The following is a 21,880-nucleotide window of genomic DNA, read 5'->3' on the forward strand; positions in this document are numbered from 1 at the left end:
TTATTGCGCTAAAAACTTTGCTCTGAGCGCATCCCTTTTTTCCTGAGTCACAGACAGCCGGTCTGTCAGATAATGGTCTATGGTTCCAAAGGACTGTTCTATGGCAGAAAAAGCGCGGAGAATATAAGACTCCGAAACAGTAAATAATACCCTGACGCAGTCTGCAAGGCTTCTGTCCCCAGTCTCCTTTTCAATCATGGAACAGGTGAGATTTACCTGCTCCATGACGTAATCATTGGTCTTTACAAAATCCTTTATAATGGTATCCCGTTGAACCCCAAGTGCAGTAAGGAGCAGTGCAGTCCCCACTCCCACCCGGTCCTTTCCGGCTGTGCAGTGCCATAGAACCGCCCTGTCATCCGCTTCCAGCAAAAGATCGAAAAATCTGGAATAGGAATATGCGGCGTGATCATTTAAAACAAGATCTTCGTAAAGCCTGTCCACATACGTCTCCGGCTTTCCGCCTAAGGAAGAGGCATGGAGAAGGATTGATTTTATTGCATCCGGTTCCCCTTCCTCTGCCTCCTGTTCTTCGTCTTCAAAGGTAATTCCCACTGTCTTTTCATCCAGAATGGGATTAAATATATTACGGACTCCCGGCATATCGGGATCCGGCTTCTGCTTTCTTTCCGTCGCTGTTCTGAAATCAATGACTGTTCCAAGACCGCACCCATCAGATAATATCCGGATATCATCACCGGTTGCCTCGTATAAGGTTCCGCTCCTGATCAGCCTTTTAGGCAGTATCATCTTTCCGTCCTGAGTTTCCAAACCGCCTAAATCTCTGGTGTTATGCAGCTTCTCAAGCTTTATTCTCCCCATGGAACCGGTATTTTTCTCATTCATCTTTATCATTTCCTCCCATTTTTCCTGCAGTACATTACGTCGTAGGAAATTGTATTTTGTCAAGTATATCATAATTTAACTTCAAGAGGAAGCGAGTATTTCCGGAAATCCCGGCATGGTAAGATAGCGGGAAATAATATTTTTCAGACACCAGACAGCAGTCAGGCGTTTCGTCCCTTCTGTTAAATAAACAGGAAACTCCTTTACTGTTTTCCCATTTAACATGTATGTAACAACACCCACTGCCTGCCCTTTTTTAACAGGGGCCTCTAACTGATTTGGAACACTGGTCTTCACAGTCACCTTCTCGTCATCTGCCAGCAGAAGTTTCATGCTTTTCTCCCTGTCATCTGCCATGGCACAGGCGATTAAAACCGGCTTGTCAAGCCCTCCTGATAAGGGGATTCCTTCATTTATCAGCACTTTTGGCAGATTTACTTCTTCATATACATCCCGGTAATGGAACCGTTCCATTCCATACTGAAACAGCTTTCTGGCATCGGACCATTTCCAGGTTTTATGGGGCGGCCATCCGCAGCCTAACAGGGCAATGGTAAAGATTCTTCCGTCGCTTTTAACTGCTCCCACATAGGAGTAGCCTGCCCCGCCGGTGAATCCTGTTTTTCCGGAAAATGCCCCGCCAAGGGAATTTAAAAGGGCGTTATGGTTTGTGCAGCTAAAGGTCCTTTTTCCATTTACATCAGTAAAGGAATAATTCTGTGTTCCCGTTATTTCCAGGAACTGCATGCTTTTAGGAGATTCCCCGATACAGTAATTCATGATCCTGGCTAAATCGGCCGCAGTGGTAGCATGCTCCTTTATTTCTCCGTCTTTTTCTTCCTTTGCGTCCAGACCGTTGGGGGTAATAAAGTATGTATTGCTGCACCCTAACTCCTTCGCTTTCTGATTCATGAGCTTTGCAAATCCCTCTCTGCTTCCTCCCACATGCTCTGCAATCATCATGGCTGCATCGTTGTGGGACTCAAGCATCAGACTGTAAAGCAGGTCTTTTAAATAGATTGTTTCTCCTTTATAAACTCCTAAATGAACCTTGGGCTGGTTCGCCGCATTCTGGGTGGCAGTAACCGGATCAGACAGTTTGCCGTTTTCAAGAGCAATAATACAGGTCATGATCTTTGTAGTACTGGCCATGGGACGCACCAGTTCCTCGTTTTTTCCGTATAAAATCCGGTTGGTCGAGGCATCCATTAATACTGCTGACTGGGCATAAAGATTCAGTTCATCGGTTGTCTGCAATGGTATTTTATGATCCGCTTCTTCTGAAGTCACTGATGTATGGTTTTTAACGGTCTCTTTTTCTGCCAGCTTACCCGCAAATGTTCCCATAAGAGAAAACAGCGCGAGTCCTGCTGCTGCCAGGAGTATTCCTTTGGCATGCCTCATAAAAGAGCCTCCCCCTTGACTTTATTTTATCCTATTCCGCGTATTTTTTAATTATTCCCCTTTACTTTCCGAACATATTTTCGGTATAATAAAAGAAAAAAGGAGAATCGGATATGTCAACGGAGCCTCTCATTTTCCATATTGATGTAAACTCTGCATTCTTAAGCTGGGAATCCGCAGACCGCTTAAGGCAGAATCCAGAAGACCTTGATTTACGGACGATAGCCTCTGCAGTAGGCGGCGATGCCCAGTCAAGACACGGAATCGTGCTGGCAAAATCCACGCCTGCCAAAGAATATGGAATCACGACCGGAGAACCCATCGCCCAGGCACTTCGCAAATGTCCGGGACTCACTGTGGTTCCTGCCCGCTTTGATATCTATCTGGAATATTCCAGAAGACTGATGGAACTCCTGTCCGACTATACTCCGGATATTGAACAGTTCAGCATTGACGAAGCCTTTCTCGATATGACCTCAACCATCCATTTATTCGGCTCTCCCCTTGATACTGCCAATTTAATACGGGAGAGAGTCTGGCAGGAACTGAAATTTACGGTGAACATCGGCATTGCACCGAATAAACTGCTTGCCAAGATGGCCTCCGATTTTAAAAAACCCAATCTCTGCCATACCCTTTTTGCTCATGAGATCAAAACCAAGATGTGGCCTCTGCCCATTGGAGAGCTGTTCTTTGTGGGCCATTCTGCCAGACAGAAGATGGAGAGCATCGGCATTCATACCATCGGGCAGCTGGCTGCCTGTGATGTAAAGTATTTAAAGCACCTTCTTGGAGAAAAATATGCGGTTTTAATCCACGACTATGCATGTGGAATCGATTCTTCCCCGGTCGCCCACAGGGAGCCTGCGAATAAAGGCTACGGGAACAGCACCACTCTGTCAAAAGATGTGGAAGACATGGAGACTGCACGCTACATCCTTTTATCCTTAAGCGAGACAGTGGGGGCCAGGCTGCGAAGAGATCATGTGATGTGTGACTGCGTCTGTGTGGAGATCAAGGATTGGGACTTTCATACCCAGTCCCATCAGACCACGTTAAACTCTCCTACGGATTCCACCAGTGTCATTTACGAACACGCATGCAGGCTGCTGGAAGAATTCTGGGACAGGACACCCCTGCGTCTGTTAGGAGTCCGCACGACGAAGATATCAGATGAGGGTTATATGCAGATGAACTTATTTGAATCAGAACAGTCCAGAAAGATGAAAGAGATGGAAAAAGCTGTGGATCATATCCGCAGCAAATTTGGTACTGACAGCGTGAAGAGAGCCAGTTTTTTACAAAAGGACCGGATGGTGGATCATGCAGCCGGAAAGGAGAAGCATATGAGAGAATAATGTTCTCCGTTCCGCGCTGCCAATATAATCAGTTAAAACTGCCCGTTTATGGGTTTAAAGCCTTCCCCATATACTTCATTAGAATCAGTTATGATGAGGAATGCATCCTTGTCCGTCTCATGGATCGCCCTGCGGACAGAGACAACCTGGGAGTTATTGCATGCGCACATAACCACATTCTTTTCATTTTTGGAGAAAGAGCCCTGCCCTTTTAAGAAAGTGCTGCCTCTGCCGGTTGCCTCTTCGATTTTACAGGCCACCTCCGCCTCATGGGAGGTGACTACAAATACCAGCTTGCCGGCTCCTAAACCGTACATGATTTTATCGATTACCATCGTTGTAACGATGGAGGAAACCAGACCCAGTATCACTGCATCGATATTTCGAAACACCAGTCCGCCGGCCAGAATTACAACGGCATCCACCACAAGGGAGATCTTGCCGATAGTGAGATGGGGAAATATCTTTCTGATCGCCATAACCAGGAAGTCAGTCCCTCCGGTGGAACAGTTTCTCAAATATACAATGGTTAAACCCATCCCGGAAAAAATACCCGTACATGCAGATGCATAGAGAGGATTTCCCTGATAGGCCGGCAGCATGGGTACAACATAATCCAGAACCAGTGCAAAGATCAGCATACTTTTCATGGAGCGGAGGAGGAAACTTCGTCCAAGAAGTTTATAGCTGACCAGTATAATGGGGATATTTAATACAATGCTGGTAATACCCATAGGCAGTCCGAACAGATAGCGCAAAATAAGCGCAATACCTGACACTCCTACCGGTGCAAACTGTGCATTTACAGCAAAGTTATAAATTCCCACATTAAATAAAATTGCTCCCACAAGATCACACAACAAATCAATGCCAAGCTCTCTTGGGGAATATTTATCACGGTCTCCCTTCATGTGTATACTGCCTCCGTTTCTCTACCAATTGTTTTACAGAAAATAATCATTAATCTCAAATTCTTTTTTTCCGATCTTTATCTGCTTAATCAGGACACTGACCTCTCCATCCTCGTCCGTGCAGATTCCGGTTGCAACGATCTGTGTCTTACCATAGGATTCCGTCAAATTCAATTCTTTATCCAGAATTCCCTTATCTGCCAGCGCTTCCGCCAGATCAAGCAAAACCTCTTCTACTTCTTCCTCAATATGATTTTTCTCAAACTCTGATTCCAGTTCCTCATACGTTTCTTCATTAAACATGTGATATCCCCCTTTCCGCTTTTACAAATTAATTATACTCTCAAGTCCCTTCTTGTCAATCACGTTCCTTCATGATAGAATCGGCTTATGAAAATGACCATGAATTATACAATCACAGAAGCATCAAACGATAAAACCATAGAACGGTATCTCTTAGAACAGGGATACTCCCAAAGCCTCATCCGTCACTTACGCAATACGGAGAATGCAATCACAGCCGGGGGCATGGCAGTATATACCACTCACAGACTGATATCCGGGGAAACGCTTACCATTGCCTTTCCTGATAAGAAAAATTCAGAAAATATTGTGCCCGCCAGGATGCCCATTGATATCCGGTTTGAGGACGAGCATCTTCTGGTTATCAATAAATCTGCCGGCGTTCCCATTCACCCTTCACAGGGTAACTTCGACAATACCCTGGCCAACGGACTGGCCTGGTATTTTAAAGAAAAGCAGGAGCCTTTCACCTTTCGTGCAATCAATCGGCTGGACCGTGATACCACCGGTCTTTTGATCATAGCCAAAAACCCGCTAAGCGCCTGTATTCTGTCTGATATGGTAAAAAAGCATGAGATTCACAGAAGGTATCTTGCTGTTGTTCAGGGTAAGCTTCCTATGGAAGGAATCATCGACGCTCCCATTGCCAGGACCCATGACTCTACCATAGAGCGCTGTGTGGACCCGGTGAACGGAGATCCTGCAAAGACCTTTTTTCAACGCCTTTTTTATGATCCTGTTACCAATCACTCCCTCGCAGGACTTCGCCTGGAAACCGGGCGTACCCACCAGATCCGGGTTCATTTAAAATCCATCGGCCATCCTCTTCCGGGTGATTTTCTTTACAATCCGGATTACTGTCACATAAAGCGGCAGGCGCTCCACTCCTTCCGGCTGGATTTCATCCACCCGGTTACCAGAGTTCCTCTTTTTTTTGAAGCCGCCCTTCCGGCAGATATGCAGTTTATTGGTATTACATCCACCGAAGGCCTTTGGGATAATGATTTTTAAGAATTCCGGCCGCCAGTTTTGCAAATCCGATGGAAAAACCGTCTGTCACTATAAGCACCCATCCTTTCTGGTCCAGCCTGGCTGGCCAGGAAAAGGGAGCGCAAAGAGTCTGCCCTTTTAAATATTTCACCATATCTTCATGATCTGACGGTATCTCTGCCCACTGAAGAACATCCTCCTTTTTTAAGCAAAGAGCCAGTGCATGGGAAGGTTCAAACCGGTTCTTTTTTATGGTTCCCATATGAAGTCCCGGTCGAATCACCTTAAGCCCCTTTAAATCGATCATTTCAGGCGGAAGAAGGTAGAGCTGTTCTCCAAAAAGAATATATTCTTTCCTGTCTGTAAAAGCTTCCGGTTTTACAAGCAATTCCTTTAAAAACCCCTCTGCTTCTTTCCACACCGATTTATCCTTTAAATAGGATGGACAGGACCTCTTTCTCTCAGGGCCTGCTTCCCCGCCTCTTTTTAATACTGCCAGAAAATGTCCCTCACCCTCTGACTTGTGAGGCCAGATGCGATACGTTTTTTTTAGCTCATCTGCCCCTGTATTGCTCCACAGTGCCATTCCGCGGGAAAGCCCCGGACGTTCCCCTCTGTCCACAACAGAAAAATCGGGGTGGGAAAGTAAAAAATCTTCCATCACCTGTTCATTTTCTTCCGGTGAAAAAGTACAGGTGGAATAAACCATGGTTCCCCCGGGTTTTAACATCCCTGCGGCATGAAAGAGAATCTCGCTCTGCCTCCTGGCACAGACAGCCACATGATCCGGGCTCCATTCCAGTCTGGCAGCCTCATCCTTACGGAACATCCCTTCCCCCGAACAGGGTGCATCCACCACAATCCGGTCAAAAAACTCAGGAAATTTAAGGGATAGTGATTGGGAATCCTCGTTGGTAACAACGGCATTGCTAATTCCCATACGCTCTACATTCTGAGCCAGAATTTTTGCCCGGGCAGGATGAATCTCATTGCTTAAGAGGAAACCGTCTCCTTTTAATTTACCTGCAATATGTGTTGTTTTACCACCAGGAGCCGCACATAGATCCAGAACCTTTTCTCCCGGCTTTGGATCTAAAAGTTCAACCACTGCCATGGCACTTGGTTCCTGAATGTAATAAACGCCGGCTTCATGATATGGATGCTTTCCCGGCCGTTCTCCGGCCTTATAATAAAAGCCTTCCGATGCCCAGGGAACCGGTTCAAGCAAAAAAGGCGAATCCTGAACAAATTCCAGGGGCTCAGCCTTTAAGGGATTGATCCTGAGACCCAAAGCACGGTCTTCCTCATAGCTTTTTAGAAAGGCAGGGTATTCATCCCCCAGCAGTCCTTCCATCTTTTCCATAAATTTATCCGGTAACTGAATCATTCTTATTCCTCTTCCTGTCTATTTTTAAAATCCCCGTTATTCTATGTTATTTTTTCAAGTTAGTGGCAAACTATAGGAAAGAAATACCCGGGAGGTGTCTTATGACAATTTTATCCATAACCGCTTATATTATCATCCCTGTTTATACCGTATTGTTTGCCTGGGGAACCAACTGGTTTACCCTTAATTTTTCTGTTCTTGGAAGTCTGACAGACAGAAAAAATCTGTTTCTTCTATGGGGTATTATCGTTGGTACGTATTTTTATTATGTATTAAAACGAATTATCCGCACTCTTCCCAGAAATAAAAAGGAGACAGTATTCACCACTTCTGCCCTCCTTCTTTTAGCTCTGGCCGTTATCACTCCATACCTGCCGGATTCACAGCCTTTTCACGCGGTTCTTCATGTGTTTTTGTCCTTTGCAGCCTCCATTTCGCTTCTGATCAGTCTGTATCTGGTGATATGGAAACTTTACTGCATGAATCAGGCTGCCTATCGTTCTTATTTTATGAGTCTTCTGATCATCACAGCGGTTTGTGTGGCTCTCTTTTTCCTGACCGGTATCGTCAGTTCTGCTCTTGAGATATTCTTTGTCTTATCAGACACCTTTTTGCTGCATAAGCTTTATTTGAAGGTGTTAAACCCTGGTATCATGCGGAAATATCAAAGATTATAAAGAAAAGAAATGCTGCCAGGAAGAAAGCTGCCTGCTGTTATGGCCTGATAACCAGGCGTGCGCCTGCCATTTTTTCTGTTATCTCATACATGTTCGTCACAGTACCAACGCTGAGTTTTTCTGACAGTCCATAAAAATTCAGACAGGTTCCGCAGGTTAAAATCTCAACACCCTGCGCTTCCAGTGTCTTTAAATCTTCTAAAGATGCAGAACCCTCGGTTGACAGCCTGGCTCCTCCATTGTAAAGCAGGATGGTTTCAGGCAGTTCCTCCAACTGGGTCAGGGCATACACAAAGCCTTTCATCAGAATGAGGCCAAGCTCTTCACTGCCGGTTCCCATCTGATCAGAGGAAAGCACAGCAACCAGACCTTTCTTTCGGCTGTCAGGCACACATTCTTCTAAAGCACTCTGCTGTAACGGAGCTGTTCCTTTTTCCATGTAAAACAGTACCTGATATTCCTTATCTGACAGCTTTTGGGAAGAAGGATTCATCCCTGAATAATTCCCCAGTTTCATCACGTTCTGAACTGCAATCTCATTGTCAACGAGAATGGTTAAAGTACCTTCTGTCATATCCTTCATGGCTTCCTTTGCCTTTATTACCGGCTGAGGACACGCCAGTCCTCTGGCATCAACTGTCTTATCCATGCTTCCATCTCTCCTATCCTTTTATACAATAAAATCAAAAGCCGGGACCGGCTCCATATCCCGGACCTTTCCCGACTTTTCATTCTTAATTCTCTTATTTCTCTTCTTCCTCGTCTTCGCCTACCAGTTCATCATATTCTGCTTCATCTAACAGCTGATCAAAGGCATCTGCTACGATCTCATATTCATCGTCATCTTCGATATTCGCAAGATCCGGCTGTCCGTCTTCTTTCTCAGAATAACGATACAGATAAACTTCTCCTTCTTCTGCCTCAGGGCCTTCCATAGGAAGCAGAGCGATGTAGTCTCTCTCAGCTGCTGTGAAAATTGTAAGTACAACGCACTCCAGTTCTGATCCATCATCCAGGGTCAGTGTCACTGTCATCTCCTCCTGGGGTTCCATATCATCGCGCTCTAAATTAGGATCCTGTGCCATCCTGATACCTCTCTTTTTCCATCTTAATATTATGGTGTATCATTACACCTTTCTTCACTCTATCAGACAATCCGGCAAAAATCAAGGGATTTTGACCTTATTCTTCACGTTAATATTCAATTCCCCGTCTGGCATTTACGCCCTTGTCATAGGGATGCTTTATCTTTTTTATTTCTGATACATAATCAGCCTGATCTATCAACCTGGAGGAGGGATTTCTTCCTGTGAGCACCACTTCCAGCTTCTTCGGTCTGTCAGAGAGAAAGCGGAGTACTTTATCCTCATCCACCAGTCCATAATTGCACACAGCCATAATTTCATCTAAAACCAGCAGATCAAAGGATTCTTCTGCCGCTTTTTTAAGTACTGCATCAAGAAGTTCTGAATAATAGATTCCGGCTTCCTTCTTTTGTTCCTCTGTCATATTGGTAAAAAATCCAAAGCTCCGTTCACAGGGCATGACTGTGATGCCGGAAAGGGAGTGAAGCGCCAGCACCTCTCCGGAATGATCCGTCTTTAGGAAACGGGCAATCAGCACCCTTTTATTACATCCGCTGGCACGGACTGCCAGGCCGATGGCCGCGGTCGTTTTTCCTTTTCCATCTCCGCAGTAAATGTGAACACAAGATTCCATACGTTCCATTCCCTCCTTAATTTTTACCCAGATACTCCCTTACAAAGCGGGATACCTCCTGCTTCTTTCCGTATCGTTCCGTAACATAATTTACATGAAGCCGTTCCTTTGCCCTTGTCATCGCCACATAAAACATCCTTCGTTCCTCTTCCAAATCAGCGGAAAGTACCGCCTTATGATGAGGCGTTACCCCTTCGTTGGCATCTAAAATATAGACAATTTTGTATTCCAGTCCCTTGGAGCTGTGCATCGTCATCAGTGCCACGCCTTCCGACTTTGTCTGACCTGACTTTGCCCGGTTATTCAGTTCTTCCCCATACTCTTTCATATGGACAAACCACTGGTCAAACGTCTGAAAGCCAGCCGCACTCTCCTGGAGCTGGTCCGCCACTTCCAGAAGTTCTTCCGGTTTCATTCTCCGGTACTGGGCATACTCTTTTAAATAATCATCGTATCCCACCGCTTTCCTGATATAATTGACAGCTGCCACGGGTGCCATGTTTTTAATCATCCGTAAATCATATTCCAGCTGCTCAATCCGCTCAACCATAAAGCTACGATCCTGATAGAAAGATTTTACAGACTCCCAGTTTACCGGATTGCCCTCCAGCGAATCCCTGCTTATGTAGCGGTTTGGACGGTTAATGATCTGGAGAACATTAGCTCTCTGGCGGTCTCCCAGGGCTGTTTTTATGTAGGAAACCAGATTCCCGGCAATCCAGTGATCATATAAATTAGGTACGGAATCTCTGGTGCTAAACGGAACATTATATTCCATAAACTTCTCAATCAAAAGTCTGGGGCCTAAATTAGTCCGGTATATAACAGCGATATCACTGAGACCATACCCTGCTTTTCCATAATCAAGAATCTCCCTGACAATTTCCATGGTTTCTTCCTGAGGATCCTTCCACATTCTGGTAACTACAGGTTTCCCCGGTCCTTTTTCCGTTACTATTTTTTTAGAAAAACGCATCTCGTTATGTGCGATCAGCTTTCCCGCCGTTTCCACAATGTCTCTGGTGCTTCTGTAATTAATATTTAACAGCACCTTCTTTGCATTTTTATAATCCTTTTCAAATCCCAGCATAATTTCCGGCTTTGCTCCCCGAAAGCGGTAGATGGACTGGTCATCATCTCCCACAATGAAAAGATTATCCTCAGGCTTTGCAAGCATGCGGACAATTTCATACTGCACCCGGTTAATATCCTGGAATTCATCAACCAGGATATACTGGTATTTCTTCTGCCATGCTGAAAGGATATCCTTTCTCTGGGTGAAAAGCTCATGGCACATCACCAGCATATCATCAAAATCAATTAAGCAGGCTTTTCTCAGCCTGTCTTCATACCCCTGATACAGCTGCTTAAATATTTCCTCAGAACAGTTTTTGGAATAATAATGATCCAACGGAATCATATCCCCTTTCACTGAACTGATTTCTGACAAAACAGAGGTCACAAACTCCACTTCATCCTCCACTTCCACACCGCGGCGGTCCATCTCTTCCTTAATAAATCTGGTTTTCTGGTCTTCTCTTATAATATTCCTGGCATCATAGCGGTAGGCAAATTTAAGGATACGGAAAAATATGGCATGAAACGTTCCAAAACTGACGAAAGGGGCAGGTTCTCCCATCAATGCATCAAAACGCTCCTTCATTTCCGTAGCTGCAGCCTTTGTAAATGTGATGACCAGAATACGGGAGGGATCCACTTTATATTCTTCAATCAGGTGGCAGACTCTGTGTGTGATGGTAAAGGTCTTTCCTGATCCCGGTCCAGCTAACACTAACATGGGTCCATCCCGGTGAAGAACCGCTTCCTTCTGGGCGCCTTCATAGGTCACTTGTTGTTTCATGTAATCCTCCGTGTGAAATAAAAAAGCAGGAGTCCGGTCATATACCATTCCCCTGCTTTCCACTTCTTATCTATAAAGTCTCTTTGCTTAAAAGTTCGATCCCTTTTCTGATTCGATTTAAGGATTCTTCTTTTCCAAGGACCTCCATAATTTCCGTTGCACCTGCGGGAGTCATCTGCTTGCCTGATACAGCAGTGCGGATGGGCCACATCACATAGCCTGTCTTAAATCCCTTTTCAGAAACAAACGCGGAAAGTGCTGCATAGAGCGCATCATTGCTGTAGTCCTCCTGTGCCTCCAGAATAGGAAGAATCTCCTTTAGCAGTGCAAGAGAGGTTTCGCTGTCCGTCTTCATCTTCTTATTGGAGTACATGGAACAATCATATTCCGGGAGTTCCTCAAAGAAATCAATATGATTTTCTATATCAGGGAATACTTCGATCCTGGTTTTAACCATAGCGGCGATCTTTCTAAAATCCAGATCTTTTTTTATCACTGCTTTGATATAAGGCTCTGCCATCTCATAGAACTTATCAAAGTCCATGGCTTTCATATATTCGCTGTTCATCCACTTTAATTTAGTCATATCAAACACAGCCGGAGATTTGCTGATGTTGCGGAAATCGAATTCTTTAATTAATTCTTCCAGAGAGAAAATCTCCTGGTTTCCCACCGGCGACCAGCCAAGTAAAGCAACATAATTAACCACAGCCTCAGAGATAAATCCCTGTTCAATTAAATCTTCATAAGAAGCATGTCCGCTTCTCTTGCTTAATTTCTTGTGCTCCTCGTTGGTGATTAACGGACAGTGCACGTAAACAGGAACCTCCCAGCCAAATGCATCATAAAGGCGATTGTATTTGGGAGAAGAGGATAAATACTCGTTTCCTCTTACCACATGGGTGATTCCCATAAGGTGGTCATCCACTACATTGGCGAAATTATATGTCGGATATCCGTCTGATTTAATCAGAACCATATCATCAAGCTCAGAGTTATCAACGGTGATATCTCCGTAGATCTCATCGTGAAATGTGGTGGTTCCGTCAACCGGATTATTCTGTCGGATTACATACGGCATTCCTGCTGCCAGATTCGCCTGTACTTCTTCCTTTGAAAGGTGAAGACAATGCTTGTCATAAATCATGATCTCCTGACCGTCTACCGTTTTCTTTAAAGTATCCAGGCGCTCCTGGGTGCAGAAGCAGTAATACGCTTCGCCTTTTTCCACCAGCATTCTGGCATAATCAAGATACATTCCAAGAGCATGGCGTTCACTCTGGACGTAAGGACCAACTCCGCCATCCTTATCCGGTCCTTCATCATGAACAAGTCCGGTCTCTTCCAATGTTCTATAAATAATCTCCACAGCACCTTCTACAAAACGTTCCTGGTCGGTGTCCTCGATACGGAGAAGGAAATCTCCTCCTTCATGTTTTGCAATCAGGTACGCATACATAGCAGTTCTTAGATTCCCTACGTGCATACGGCCTGTGGGGCTTGGGGCATATCTGGTTCTAATTCGATTCATTATAAACACACTCCTATATCTTCATTCTCGTGATGTTTCAGACAAATTTCATTATATAACGAACAACTGGAAAAAACAATGACTTCACCCTATTTTTATTCCATTCCAGGTCCGACAGCCTCAACCTGGGAGTCATCATCTCCAGGTCCTTCCCCGACTGCTCCGCCGGATTGCGGGTCTTCATCCCCTGGGAAAACAGAGGTTGTGGTCTCTCTCGGCTTTCCCATACCAGGTCCGATTTCCTGAGGTTTCTCAGAATCGTCCTGTTTGGGAAGTGACTGAACATGGCTGACTGCTTCATCAAGAGCCTGTTTTAAGCTGTCATAAGTCTCTGTTCCGTTTAACTGTTCCAAAAACGTTCTGGCAGAGGCAATCTTATCATCTGTGGAGCTGTCACGGTAATCCATACTGTTAAACTCTGCAATAAGCGCCTGTAAAGAGGCTGCTGCCTGTTCCAGTGTCTGCCTGGCTGCATCCGCTGCCGCCTGATTCATCTGATCCTGGGACTCCTTAAGCTTACGGGCTTCTTCCTCTTTCCATTTTCTTGAATCAGCCTTAGCTGCCGCTTCTGCCACAGATGAGAATAAATCCTTGTTTCCTGTTTCCTGATCTGTTTTTTCTCCTCTGGAATCCACATTATAAAGTGATACGGTAGAAGGCATATCCCAGTCCAGAGGCGGCAGATCCTTATTGATTTCAGTCATAAAATCATGCCACATTTTACCGGAATACGTCTTTCCGTAAACTCCCGGCATCGCTCTTGGACTATCATAGCCCACCCAGATCGCGGTAGTATAATATCTGGTATATCCGCAGAACCAGGTATCTTTACTGCTGTTTGTGGTTCCTGTCTTTCCTGCTGCCGGGACGTTAAGCCCCAGACCGGAACCTGTTCCGTAAGGCTTATCCAGCGTTCCCTTTAACACATCGGTGACCATATATGCAATGTCTTCCGTAAAGATTCTTTCATCCGCCTGGCTTCCTTCATAGATCTCTCCGTCATACTGGCTTTTCATGCTTGTTATGCAGGATTTATTGCTGTATTTCCCCTGATTTGCGAGAACGGAATAGCCTTTCGCCATATCCACAACTCTGGCTCCCTCCGTAAAACCTCCGATACTCATACTGCTGTTTCCATTGTCCATATAGCTTAAGCCGACAAAATGCATTTTCCCCAAATAACTCATGCCCTTATCCACGCCGATATCAGTAAGAACCTGCCACGCCACAGTATTTAAACTCCGGTTTAAAGCCTCTCTTACGGAAACGATTCCATAATATTTGCCTCCGCTGTTTTTCGGTCCATCTTCAAACAAATGGTCATTCACCAGTCTGGAGGGATAATAAAAACCGGTTTCAAATGCGGGGGCATAGTCAATCAGCGGTTTAATGGTGGAGCCTGGCTGCCGTCTGCTTAAAAATCCCCGGTTATATTCGTCATCCGTTCCCCGGCCGCCTACAATGGCCACCACATATCCGGTCCGGTTGTCAACACAGACAGCTGCGCCCTGCAGAGCAAATTTTCCATTCTCCTGCTTTTCTGTAAATCCCTTTAAATGGGTATCAATATTGTCCTGAAGCACCGCCTGCAGTCTGGAATCCAGGCTGGTATGAATTTCAAATCCTCCCTTGCGGATCATATCGCTCTTAGCCTGATACTGCTCCTGATATTCTTCCTTATAGGAATCATAGGATGCCTTATTGGGAAATACGTACTGAAATACAAAGCCGTCATTCTTCATCAGCTCCAGCACAGCTGAGTGAATGGCATAGCTGGTCTGATAATTTTCCTTTGTTCCGCCTTCATAAACTTTGGCAACCGTAAGGGGTTGTGCCTTTGCATTTTCCTGTTCTTCTTTTGTTATGAATTTGCAAAGGGCCATATTATCAATTACCTGATCCCTCTTCCATTTGGAGGTGTCGGGGTGAGCCACCGGATCATATCTTGAGGGATTATTACTGATTCCGGCAAGGGTTGCCGCTTCCCAGACAGTTAAATCCTTTGCTTCCTTGTCAAAGTAATAACGGCTCGCCTCGGAAACACCGTAACACCGGTTGGCATAGTAATTGGTATTGCAGTAAAATTCCATAATATCCTGCTTGGAGTACTTGTCCTCCATCCGGGGAGCTGCAAAAAATTCCGTTATCTTTCTCTGAATGGTCCGCTCCTGGGTTAAATAGGTATTTTTAATCACCTGCTGGGTAATGGTGCTGCCCCCCTGCGTCGCCACCCCTTTGTTTTTAATGAAAACCAGACCGGCTCTTAAAAGCCCTTTGTAATCAATTCCATGATGCTTATAGAATCTTCTGTCTTCCTGAGCTATGTAAGCATTCTGAAGATTTTCGCTGATTTCCTTAACCGGCACATACTCGTAGTGACCGGAATTAATGGTTCCGATTAAATTCCCTTCTGAATCATAAACTCTTGTATCCATTGGCTGTGAGAAGTCTGTTTTGGAAGTCTGGCTTATAATTGAGTCAGCCTTTTCCTTGCATGCCATGATCTCATCCTGATATTTTAAAAATACGACGCCTCCAGCCAGGCACCCTATCACCATTGCCAGTAGAAATACGAAGAGAATGATCTTTATGGGACGAAAAAATATATTCCATGCACTTTTTTTCTTCCTGCTTTTCTTCCCCATAATAACCTGCCTCCATCTTTACTTTTTATGATATGACAAAAACGGGAAGTCTCCTGATTAAGACTTCCCGTTTGTTACAAGCTGATGACGGGACTCGGACCCGTGACCTCCTCACTACCAATGAGGTGCGCTACCACCTGTGCCACATCAGCATTTCTTTGGTTCGTCGCTCGAACCTCGTATATCATAGCATGGGAAAATCTATTTGTCAACGTCTTTTAGAAGTTTTTTATAATATACATAAAACTACAAAAATTCTACAAATACTTCACTAATATATCTGTTATTCACCCTGGAAAACGATCAGGAAAGAACAGGCACCGCCCATCCTTTCCTGCCTTCTTTTTTATAAAATACCCTGAAAGCTCTCTCTTAAAGTATCGCAGGATTTGCCAAACTGCTTCATCTCTTCCTCTGTAAGAGACAGGGATAAAACCCGCTGAATGCCATTCTTGTTTATGATACAGGGAACGCCTGCATATACATCATTCTGACCGTACTCCCCTCTTAACATGGTTGATACGGTAAAGACACTGTTCTCATCTCCAAGTATAGCTTTCGTGATTCTGGTCAGAGCCATTCCGATTCCATAATAGGTTGCCTGCTTTGCGTCTATAATCCGGTAAGCTGCTCCCCGTACCTCCTCTTCAATCCGCTTTAACTCTTCCCTGCATACCATATCATCTTCCCCGCCGCTTCCGCAAAGAGATAAAATAGGTTTGGTAGCAATCATGGCCTGACTCCAGGGCACGAATTCGCTGTCCCCATGTTCTCCCATGACGTAGGCATGGACATTTCTCGGATCCACCCGAAGGGATTCTCCCAGCAGATACCGAAGTCGTGCCGTATCTAAGGCTGTACCGCTTCCAAGAACCCGCTTTGGATTGAAACCGGAAAGAGAATAGGTAATCCTGGCCATAATATCCACCGGGTTGGTTGCAACCAGAAAAATTCCGTTAAATCCGGACTCTGTTACAGGCTGTACAATGGACTCAAAGACGGAAGCATTGCGTTTTAACAGATCAAGTCTCGTTTCTCCCTGTTTCTGCGCCACGCCTGCACAGATCACCACAATATCCGCATCGGAACAGTCCTTGTATTCTCCTGCATAAATCTTCATATGATACCCGGAAAAAGCCAGTCCGTGGTTTAAATCCATGGCTTCTCCCTCTGCTCTTTTGCGGTTAATATCAATCAAAACAAGCTCATCACAAATCCCCTGATTCAGCATGGAATAAGCATAGCTCATTCCCACCATTCCTGTACCTACAAGCGCAACTTTTCTTTTATCTGTTCTCATATTTTATGCCACTCTCCTGTTCTTATTATAGATAGTGTTACTGCATGAAATGGAAACTATGCGTTTGAAATTCCCCGTTCGATTTTTTTTGACATCAGTTCACTGTTACTGCTGTAAATGATTGCATTTTCTTTTGTGATCTTACCTTCTTTATAAAGATTCAGCAGACTAAAATCCATGGAACGCATTCCTTCTGCCTGACCGGTAGCAATGACCGAATCAATCTGGTGGGTTTTGGATTCCCGGATCATGTTACGGATTGCATTGTTAAAAAACATAATTTCAAATGCCGGATATACGCCTCCGTCTACAGTGGGAATCAGCTGCTGGGAAATCACAGCCTGCATCACCATGGACAGCTGCATCCGGATCTGCTGTTGCTGATTGGGAGGAAAGCTGTCAATAATCCGGTCAATGGTATTGGCTGCTCCTACTGTATGAAGCGTTGATATCACCAGATGACCGGTCTCTGCGGCAGTCATGGCAATGCGGATTGTCTCATAATCCCTCATCTCCCCCACCAGAATTACATCCGGTGCCTGGCGAAGGGCAGATCTTAGTCCGGTGACGTAACTGTCCGTATCTGTCGTCACCTCCCGCTGGGTTACCACGCTCTGTTTATGGCGGTGTAAATATTCCAGGGGATCTTCAAGGGTTATAACATGGGCATTTCTTGTATTATTAATCTTATCAATAATGCAGGCAAGAGTGGTTGTCTTACCGCTTCCTGCAGGTCCTGTTACCAGCACAAACCCTTTCGTCAGCCTGGCTGCATCCATCACCGGCTCCGGAATATGAAGCTCTTTATAATCAGGAAGATCAAAGTTCACCACACGGATCACCGCAGCCAGGGAACCTCTCTGGCGGAATACGCTGGAGCGGAACCGGGAGATTCCGGGAATTGCAAAGGAAAAATCGTCATCTCCATGTTCTCTTACTTTCCCCATGTCTCTTTCTCCAGCCAGCTGGTAAAGCTCTGTAATCAGCAGCTCCATCTGGGCCGGGTACAGCTTTTCCTCACTCTGGTAAACAATCCTGCTTCCAATCTTATATGAAAACGGCATACCGGGTACAAGAAATATATCGGATGCCTTCTGTGCCACAGCAGAACTCAACAAATCTACTACCTTCATCTTCCAATCTCCTGCTCTGTCAATTCCCGCCGTTCCACACCGGCAGGGATTGATCAATTTCATAATCTTCTGTCTGAATCACTTTCCACTGGGATATCAAAGTCTTTCCCGCTTTATCCGGAATTGGACTCAGCTTTATGGAAAGCGACTGGGACCGTTTCATGGGAATCTGAGTGGATATGGTCCCGGATTCAGAGTCATAGTACTCTCCCAGTTCCTTTGACAGAGTATTTTGAAACGCCTGTAAATCCCCTTCTTCCTTCTGTGCATGATCCACTGTCTGCAGAACCATCTGGTAAAAGGCCTCTCCCTCTTTATCGGCTCTGTAATATTCCGTAACAGAATCTGCATTTCTCTGAGCCAGATTCCACTCACTTTTCGCTGTGGAAAGAGAGAGCATTCCGAAAGTAACCAGACAGAGAATCATGAATATTAAAATAAGAGTAGGAGTTCCGATATTGGCTCTGTAGCCAATTTCCTGTTTTGCCATATGCTTCCTCCTTCACTCAATCTGCTTCATGCCGGCTTACAGTCAGGGAATATAACGTTTTTCCATCCTTAGATACAGTTACTTCCGCTTCCATTCCGCTTATGGCCCTCAGTTCTCCGTAATAAACTGCGTGGGACTGATCAGAGGTGTTACCTCTTTTGTCAAACATCATGGTATATGTCTGTACGGGAGAATCTTTTTTCTGATTATAGGAACGGCTGGACAGACCTGCTTCTCCTTCTGCCTTCCAGATCTCAGCCGTACTTTGAGCAATCAGCACACTCTGATTTAAATCGGAGGCTCTTTTGCTGAGCAGGTCTGCTTTCACAAATGCCTGAATACAGACAGCTGCACATAAAAGGAAGAAAAATACAGCCACTATCATCTCCATCATCATCACACCGGATCTGTTTTTTCTATTCATCTGCAGCCCCTCCGCTTCTTAAAGAAATAAAGAGCTGGCCTCCTGTTTCACCGTCTGATTTCAGATGCAGAAGACCATCCTCCAAATCCATGGTGATTTTCCCGCATTCCAGTACCTGATTTCCGTCATGAATGGAAAGTCCGCTGTTCTGGTCAGCAAACAATTCCCATAAGATTCCGTCACGGTAATAAATCTGTGTCACATATACCGTGTCATCTATGGTCTGCTTTAATTTAAGAACCTGTACTCCCCCGTCTTTAGTAAGCGATACGGCACCGGCCTCATCTGCCTGCCTGACCTTATTGGCAATATAGCTGAACGCAATATCTTTCTGATAGGTCAGCTCCGATCTTTTATTGATGTTTTCATAAACTCTGCCGCCGATCAGTATGAGAAATAAGGCGCACAGCACAAACACCAGAAACAAAAGGAGAGGAAACACGATTGTTCCCAACCGGCTTTTCGGTATTTCTTTTCCTGTCATTGGGCACCTCTCTATGGATTTTGTAAATTAACGGTGATATCCGGCATGAAGTTTGATGCGAATCCGCTGTAAAACACATCGTAGCGGTCTCTGTCAATCTTAATCCCGTAATTCTCTTCTAAGTATTCCACGCTGGGCGGATATCTTCCTTCAATTGCATAACACTGGACCGATGCCCTGCGTATGGCATCCCGTAAAATCTCTGCTCCCCGTTCTCCGGATCGCTTTGAAAATGTCAATGCAGAGGAGACAAAAAGTACAACGGCAAGAGAAAACGCCCCCAGGGATAAAAGCTGTCCGGCCAGTTCTTTTCCTGATTCTTTTTGTTTTTTCATAGAAACCTCCTAGCCGATAGCAGACAGGACACCCATTAACGGCAGCATGACTGACAAAAGAATCATGCCGACAGAAACTGCCAGAACTGCTATTACAGTGGGTTCAAACCGGCCAATCATCTGTTCCGTGGCAAGGTCTGCCTCTTCCTCGTAGCTTTTAGATATTTCTGACATTACACTGTCCAAACGGCCGCTTCTTGTTCCCACTTTAATCATCTGGATATAAAAGCCGCTGAAAAGACCGGTATCTTTCATGGCGCTGTAATAATTGTTACCGGCTTCCAGCGAACTGGCACACCGACGTATCTTCTCTTCCACTGCCGGATTCTCAACCAGTTCTCCTGCAAGCTCCATCCCTTTTTCCAGGTCCAGCCCGCTTTTTAACGTCAGCGAAAGAACGGCAGTAAAACGGCGGTTTGCTATGGACTTTGCTATTTTGCTTCTTCGCTTCAGCCAGTTAACCAGTCCTTCTGCCAGAAGGATCTTTTTGCCGTTTCTTCCCATAATCCAGACAAAAAAAGCCGCAATTCCAAGGAGAAGAATGATCACCAGCGAAACGGCGCTAAATATTCCTCCCAGTCTTGTTGCAGCAATTGACACCGGCGGCATCTGGGCCCCCAGCTGTTTATATACCTTTTCAAATACAGGCATTACCCTGGTAAACAGTACAAGGAGAACAATCAAAAGCATCCCGATCATCATAGCCGGATAGGTAATGGCATTTTTCATGTTCTTCATCATAATATGCTCTTTTTCATAATATTCGGCCAGAGACTCCATAATCTGGTCCAGAGTTCCTGTTTCTTCTCCAAGCCTTGTCATTCGGACCATATAAGCCGGATAAACGCCGGTTTCCTTCAGTACCTTCGAAAACGGATTTCCCAGTTCTGCATCCTCCGCCATCTTTAACAGCAGCTTCTTTTCTTCATCCTGCTGTGCATCCTCCGCCATAACAGACAATCCCTCATCAAGAGGGATTGCCGCATGAAGAAGAATGGATATCTGAAGGCAGAATGCAGAAAGTTCCCGGGCAGAATACTGTTTCTTTTCTTCTTTTGCCATCTGTCCTTACTCCCTTTTCATTCCATTCATTAGTAGGTATATTTTGCCTTATAATTCGAACTGTTGGTAATATAATCCTTAATCTTAGGATCACTCTTTCCCGATGAGGCAAAGGTCGGATCCATCAGTTTCCACTGATAGCCATCAAAATAAATGATGTTATCCACCCAGCCCTGTCCTTCTATGTATACACTCACCCATGCATGGTAAAGACTTCCCGTATATCCTACGATCAGCTTGGTTGGAATATTCTGGGATCGGAGCATGGCTGTCATAACAGCTGCATAGTCAAAGCAGATCCCTTTCTTCACAGACAGGACATGATCCACATTTGGTAAGTAACCGGACTGGACTGTGTTGGCAAGCGCAGTATCGTATGTAAAATTCTGTACAACGTAATTATATACATTGCTCACGACTCCCAGGGCATCTGCTGCAGAAGCAGCGACCTCTGCGCCTTTTGCAACCACAGCGCTGCCCGCAGAGAAATTCACATACTGGTTGGGATAAAGAAAGGGTTCATACTCATTTGACAGCGTTACATTTATGCTGTTGTTTGATTTTACCGCATACTGGTTTCCGGAGACCTGTTCCAGCACCCTGATTGTATAGGTTCCGTTTCCTTCCGTCAGCGGGAACACTTCATACGCTGATCTGGAGTTCAGATCATAGGTATAAGTTTCTCCCCCGCTTTTTAATATCTGAACCTTAATTTTAGCTGAATCACCTGAATACTGCACCATTACATATCCATGGCTGGTATTGGAGGCATCGAGAAGAACGTTATTGCTGCTGTAAGTGACTGTTCCTGATGCCTGGGGAACCTTAACACTGCTTCCGGCAGGTTTTGAATAAAGAGGGACTGCCTCATCTTTAATTGTAACAACCGTTTTCCACTCTGTAGGTTCTGCTGTCTGATCAGCAGAAGCAATCCGGTTTGCCGGTGCACAGCCGTTTAAGGAAAGCAACAGGGCCGCACAGACAGCGGCAGCAGCCGTACCTTTTTTTCTCATGCTTATC

The 21,880-nt window shown here is 45.1% G+C and carries 22 protein-coding genes and 1 tRNA gene; 3 read left to right on the forward strand and 20 right to left on the reverse strand.

Translation table 11 applies throughout. The features are described from left to right. Positions 1-846: a tyrosine-protein phosphatase gene (locus V7D18_RS11875; RefSeq protein WP_426154490.1), complete on the reverse strand. Its 846-nt coding sequence runs from the start codon at positions 844-846 to the stop codon at positions 1-3. 81 nt (positions 847-927) lie between these two features. Beyond that, entirely contained in the window at positions 928-2,250 is a 1,323-nt protein-coding gene (locus tag V7D18_RS11880; protein ID WP_426154491.1) for a D-alanyl-D-alanine carboxypeptidase family protein, read from the reverse strand. A gap of 113 nt (positions 2,251-2,363) precedes the next feature. Here V7D18_RS11880 and V7D18_RS11885 point away from each other — a divergent pair, with 113 nt between their 5' ends. After that, positions 2,364-3,608, forward strand: a complete 1,245-nt coding sequence (locus V7D18_RS11885) for a DNA polymerase Y family protein (protein ID WP_426154492.1) — start codon at positions 2,364-2,366, stop codon at positions 3,606-3,608. 32 nt (positions 3,609-3,640) lie between these two features. Here V7D18_RS11885 and V7D18_RS11890 read toward each other — a convergent pair whose 3' ends face one another. Then, positions 3,641-4,519, reverse strand: a complete 879-nt coding sequence (locus V7D18_RS11890; RefSeq protein WP_426154493.1) for a YitT family protein — start codon at positions 4,517-4,519, stop codon at positions 3,641-3,643. Between the two features lie 33 nt (positions 4,520-4,552). Continuing rightward, positions 4,553-4,822 carry a U-box domain-containing protein 56 gene (locus V7D18_RS11895; protein ID WP_117415247.1) on the reverse strand — a complete coding sequence of 90 codons (270 nt, stop codon included), beginning with the start codon at positions 4,820-4,822 and terminating at the stop codon, positions 4,553-4,555. A gap of 87 nt (positions 4,823-4,909) precedes the next feature. Between V7D18_RS11895 and V7D18_RS11900 the strand changes: the two genes are divergently transcribed. Further along, positions 4,910-5,833, forward strand: coding sequence for an RluA family pseudouridine synthase (locus tag V7D18_RS11900; protein ID WP_426154494.1), 924 nt, complete (start codon positions 4,910-4,912; stop codon positions 5,831-5,833). Here the strand turns inward: V7D18_RS11900 and V7D18_RS11905 are convergent. Next, positions 5,796-7,199, reverse strand: coding sequence for an RsmB/NOP family class I SAM-dependent RNA methyltransferase (locus V7D18_RS11905; RefSeq protein WP_426154495.1), 1,404 nt, complete (start codon positions 7,197-7,199; stop codon positions 5,796-5,798). The two genes, V7D18_RS11900 and V7D18_RS11905, sit on opposite strands and share 38 nt — an antisense overlap. Positions 7,200-7,300: 101 nt before the next feature. Here V7D18_RS11905 and V7D18_RS11910 point away from each other — a divergent pair, with 101 nt between their 5' ends. Then, entirely contained in the window at positions 7,301-7,876 is a 576-nt protein-coding gene (locus V7D18_RS11910) for a hypothetical protein (protein ID WP_426154496.1), read from the forward strand. A 37-nt stretch (positions 7,877-7,913) separates the two neighbouring features. Here V7D18_RS11910 and yedF read toward each other — a convergent pair whose 3' ends face one another. The 15 genes from yedF to V7D18_RS11985 all read right to left on the reverse strand — a co-directional run bounded on the left by yedF (position 7,914) and on the right by V7D18_RS11985 (position 21,873). Beyond that, positions 7,914-8,525 carry a sulfurtransferase-like selenium metabolism protein YedF gene (yedF, locus tag V7D18_RS11915; RefSeq protein WP_426154497.1) on the reverse strand — a complete coding sequence of 204 codons (612 nt, stop codon included), beginning with the start codon at positions 8,523-8,525 and terminating at the stop codon, positions 7,914-7,916. A gap of 94 nt (positions 8,526-8,619) precedes the next feature. Beyond that, the gene (locus tag V7D18_RS11920; RefSeq protein ID WP_117415250.1) at positions 8,620-8,961 is read right to left on the reverse strand and encodes a DUF1292 domain-containing protein; all 342 of its coding nucleotides are present in this window, start codon (positions 8,959-8,961) and stop codon (positions 8,620-8,622) included. A 109-nt stretch (positions 8,962-9,070) separates the two neighbouring features. Beyond that, entirely contained in the window at positions 9,071-9,595 is a 525-nt protein-coding gene (locus V7D18_RS11925; RefSeq protein WP_426154498.1) for a cob(I)yrinic acid a,c-diamide adenosyltransferase, read from the reverse strand. Between the two features lie 16 nt (positions 9,596-9,611). Beyond that, a complete protein-coding gene (locus V7D18_RS11930) occupies positions 9,612-11,444 on the reverse strand; it encodes an ATP-dependent helicase (protein ID WP_426154629.1) in 1,833 nt (610 codons plus the stop codon). 82 nt (positions 11,445-11,526) lie between these two features. After that, positions 11,527-12,987 carry a glutamate--tRNA ligase gene (gene gltX / locus V7D18_RS11935; protein ID WP_426154499.1) on the reverse strand — a complete coding sequence of 487 codons (1,461 nt, stop codon included), beginning with the start codon at positions 12,985-12,987 and terminating at the stop codon, positions 11,527-11,529. Between the two features lie 95 nt (positions 12,988-13,082). Beyond that, positions 13,083-15,632, reverse strand: coding sequence for a transglycosylase domain-containing protein (locus tag V7D18_RS11940; protein WP_426154500.1), 2,550 nt, complete (start codon positions 15,630-15,632; stop codon positions 13,083-13,085). Positions 15,633-15,711: 79 nt separating this feature from the next. Next, positions 15,712-15,784: transfer RNA gene (locus V7D18_RS11945), tRNA-Thr, on the reverse strand. A gap of 194 nt (positions 15,785-15,978) precedes the next feature. Further along, the gene (locus tag V7D18_RS11950; RefSeq protein ID WP_426154501.1) at positions 15,979-16,932 is read right to left on the reverse strand and encodes an L-lactate dehydrogenase; all 954 of its coding nucleotides are present in this window, start codon (positions 16,930-16,932) and stop codon (positions 15,979-15,981) included. A 56-nt stretch (positions 16,933-16,988) separates the two neighbouring features. Continuing rightward, positions 16,989-18,065, reverse strand: a complete 1,077-nt coding sequence (locus V7D18_RS11955) for a type IV pilus twitching motility protein PilT (RefSeq protein ID WP_426154502.1) — start codon at positions 18,063-18,065, stop codon at positions 16,989-16,991. 19 nt (positions 18,066-18,084) lie between these two features. Continuing rightward, positions 18,085-18,555 (reverse strand): short-chain dehydrogenase, encoded by a 471-nt coding sequence (locus tag V7D18_RS11960; RefSeq protein ID WP_426154503.1) that lies wholly within the window; start codon positions 18,553-18,555, stop codon positions 18,085-18,087. Between the two features lie 16 nt (positions 18,556-18,571). Beyond that, positions 18,572-18,979, reverse strand: coding sequence for a hypothetical protein (locus tag V7D18_RS11965; RefSeq protein ID WP_426154504.1), 408 nt, complete (start codon positions 18,977-18,979; stop codon positions 18,572-18,574). Continuing rightward, positions 18,972-19,463, reverse strand: coding sequence for a DUF4860 domain-containing protein (locus tag V7D18_RS11970; protein WP_426154505.1), 492 nt, complete (start codon positions 19,461-19,463; stop codon positions 18,972-18,974). Before V7D18_RS11970 ends, V7D18_RS11965 begins: the two co-directional genes overlap by 8 nt. An 11-nt stretch (positions 19,464-19,474) precedes the next feature. Continuing rightward, the gene (locus V7D18_RS11975) at positions 19,475-19,798 is read right to left on the reverse strand and encodes a hypothetical protein (RefSeq protein WP_426154506.1); all 324 of its coding nucleotides are present in this window, start codon (positions 19,796-19,798) and stop codon (positions 19,475-19,477) included. A gap of 9 nt (positions 19,799-19,807) precedes the next feature. After that, on the reverse strand, positions 19,808-20,860 hold the full coding sequence (locus V7D18_RS11980; RefSeq protein ID WP_426154507.1) for a type II secretion system F family protein: 1,053 nt from the start codon (positions 20,858-20,860) through the stop codon (positions 19,808-19,810). A gap of 29 nt (positions 20,861-20,889) precedes the next feature. Continuing rightward, positions 20,890-21,873 (reverse strand): transglutaminase-like domain-containing protein, encoded by a 984-nt coding sequence (locus V7D18_RS11985; RefSeq protein ID WP_426154508.1) that lies wholly within the window; start codon positions 21,871-21,873, stop codon positions 20,890-20,892. Positions 21,874-21,880 lie beyond the last annotated feature (7 nt).

The organism is Lacrimispora sp. 38-1 (assembly GCF_049890855.1).
Lineage (GTDB): Bacteria > Bacillota > Clostridia > Lachnospirales > Lachnospiraceae > Lacrimispora.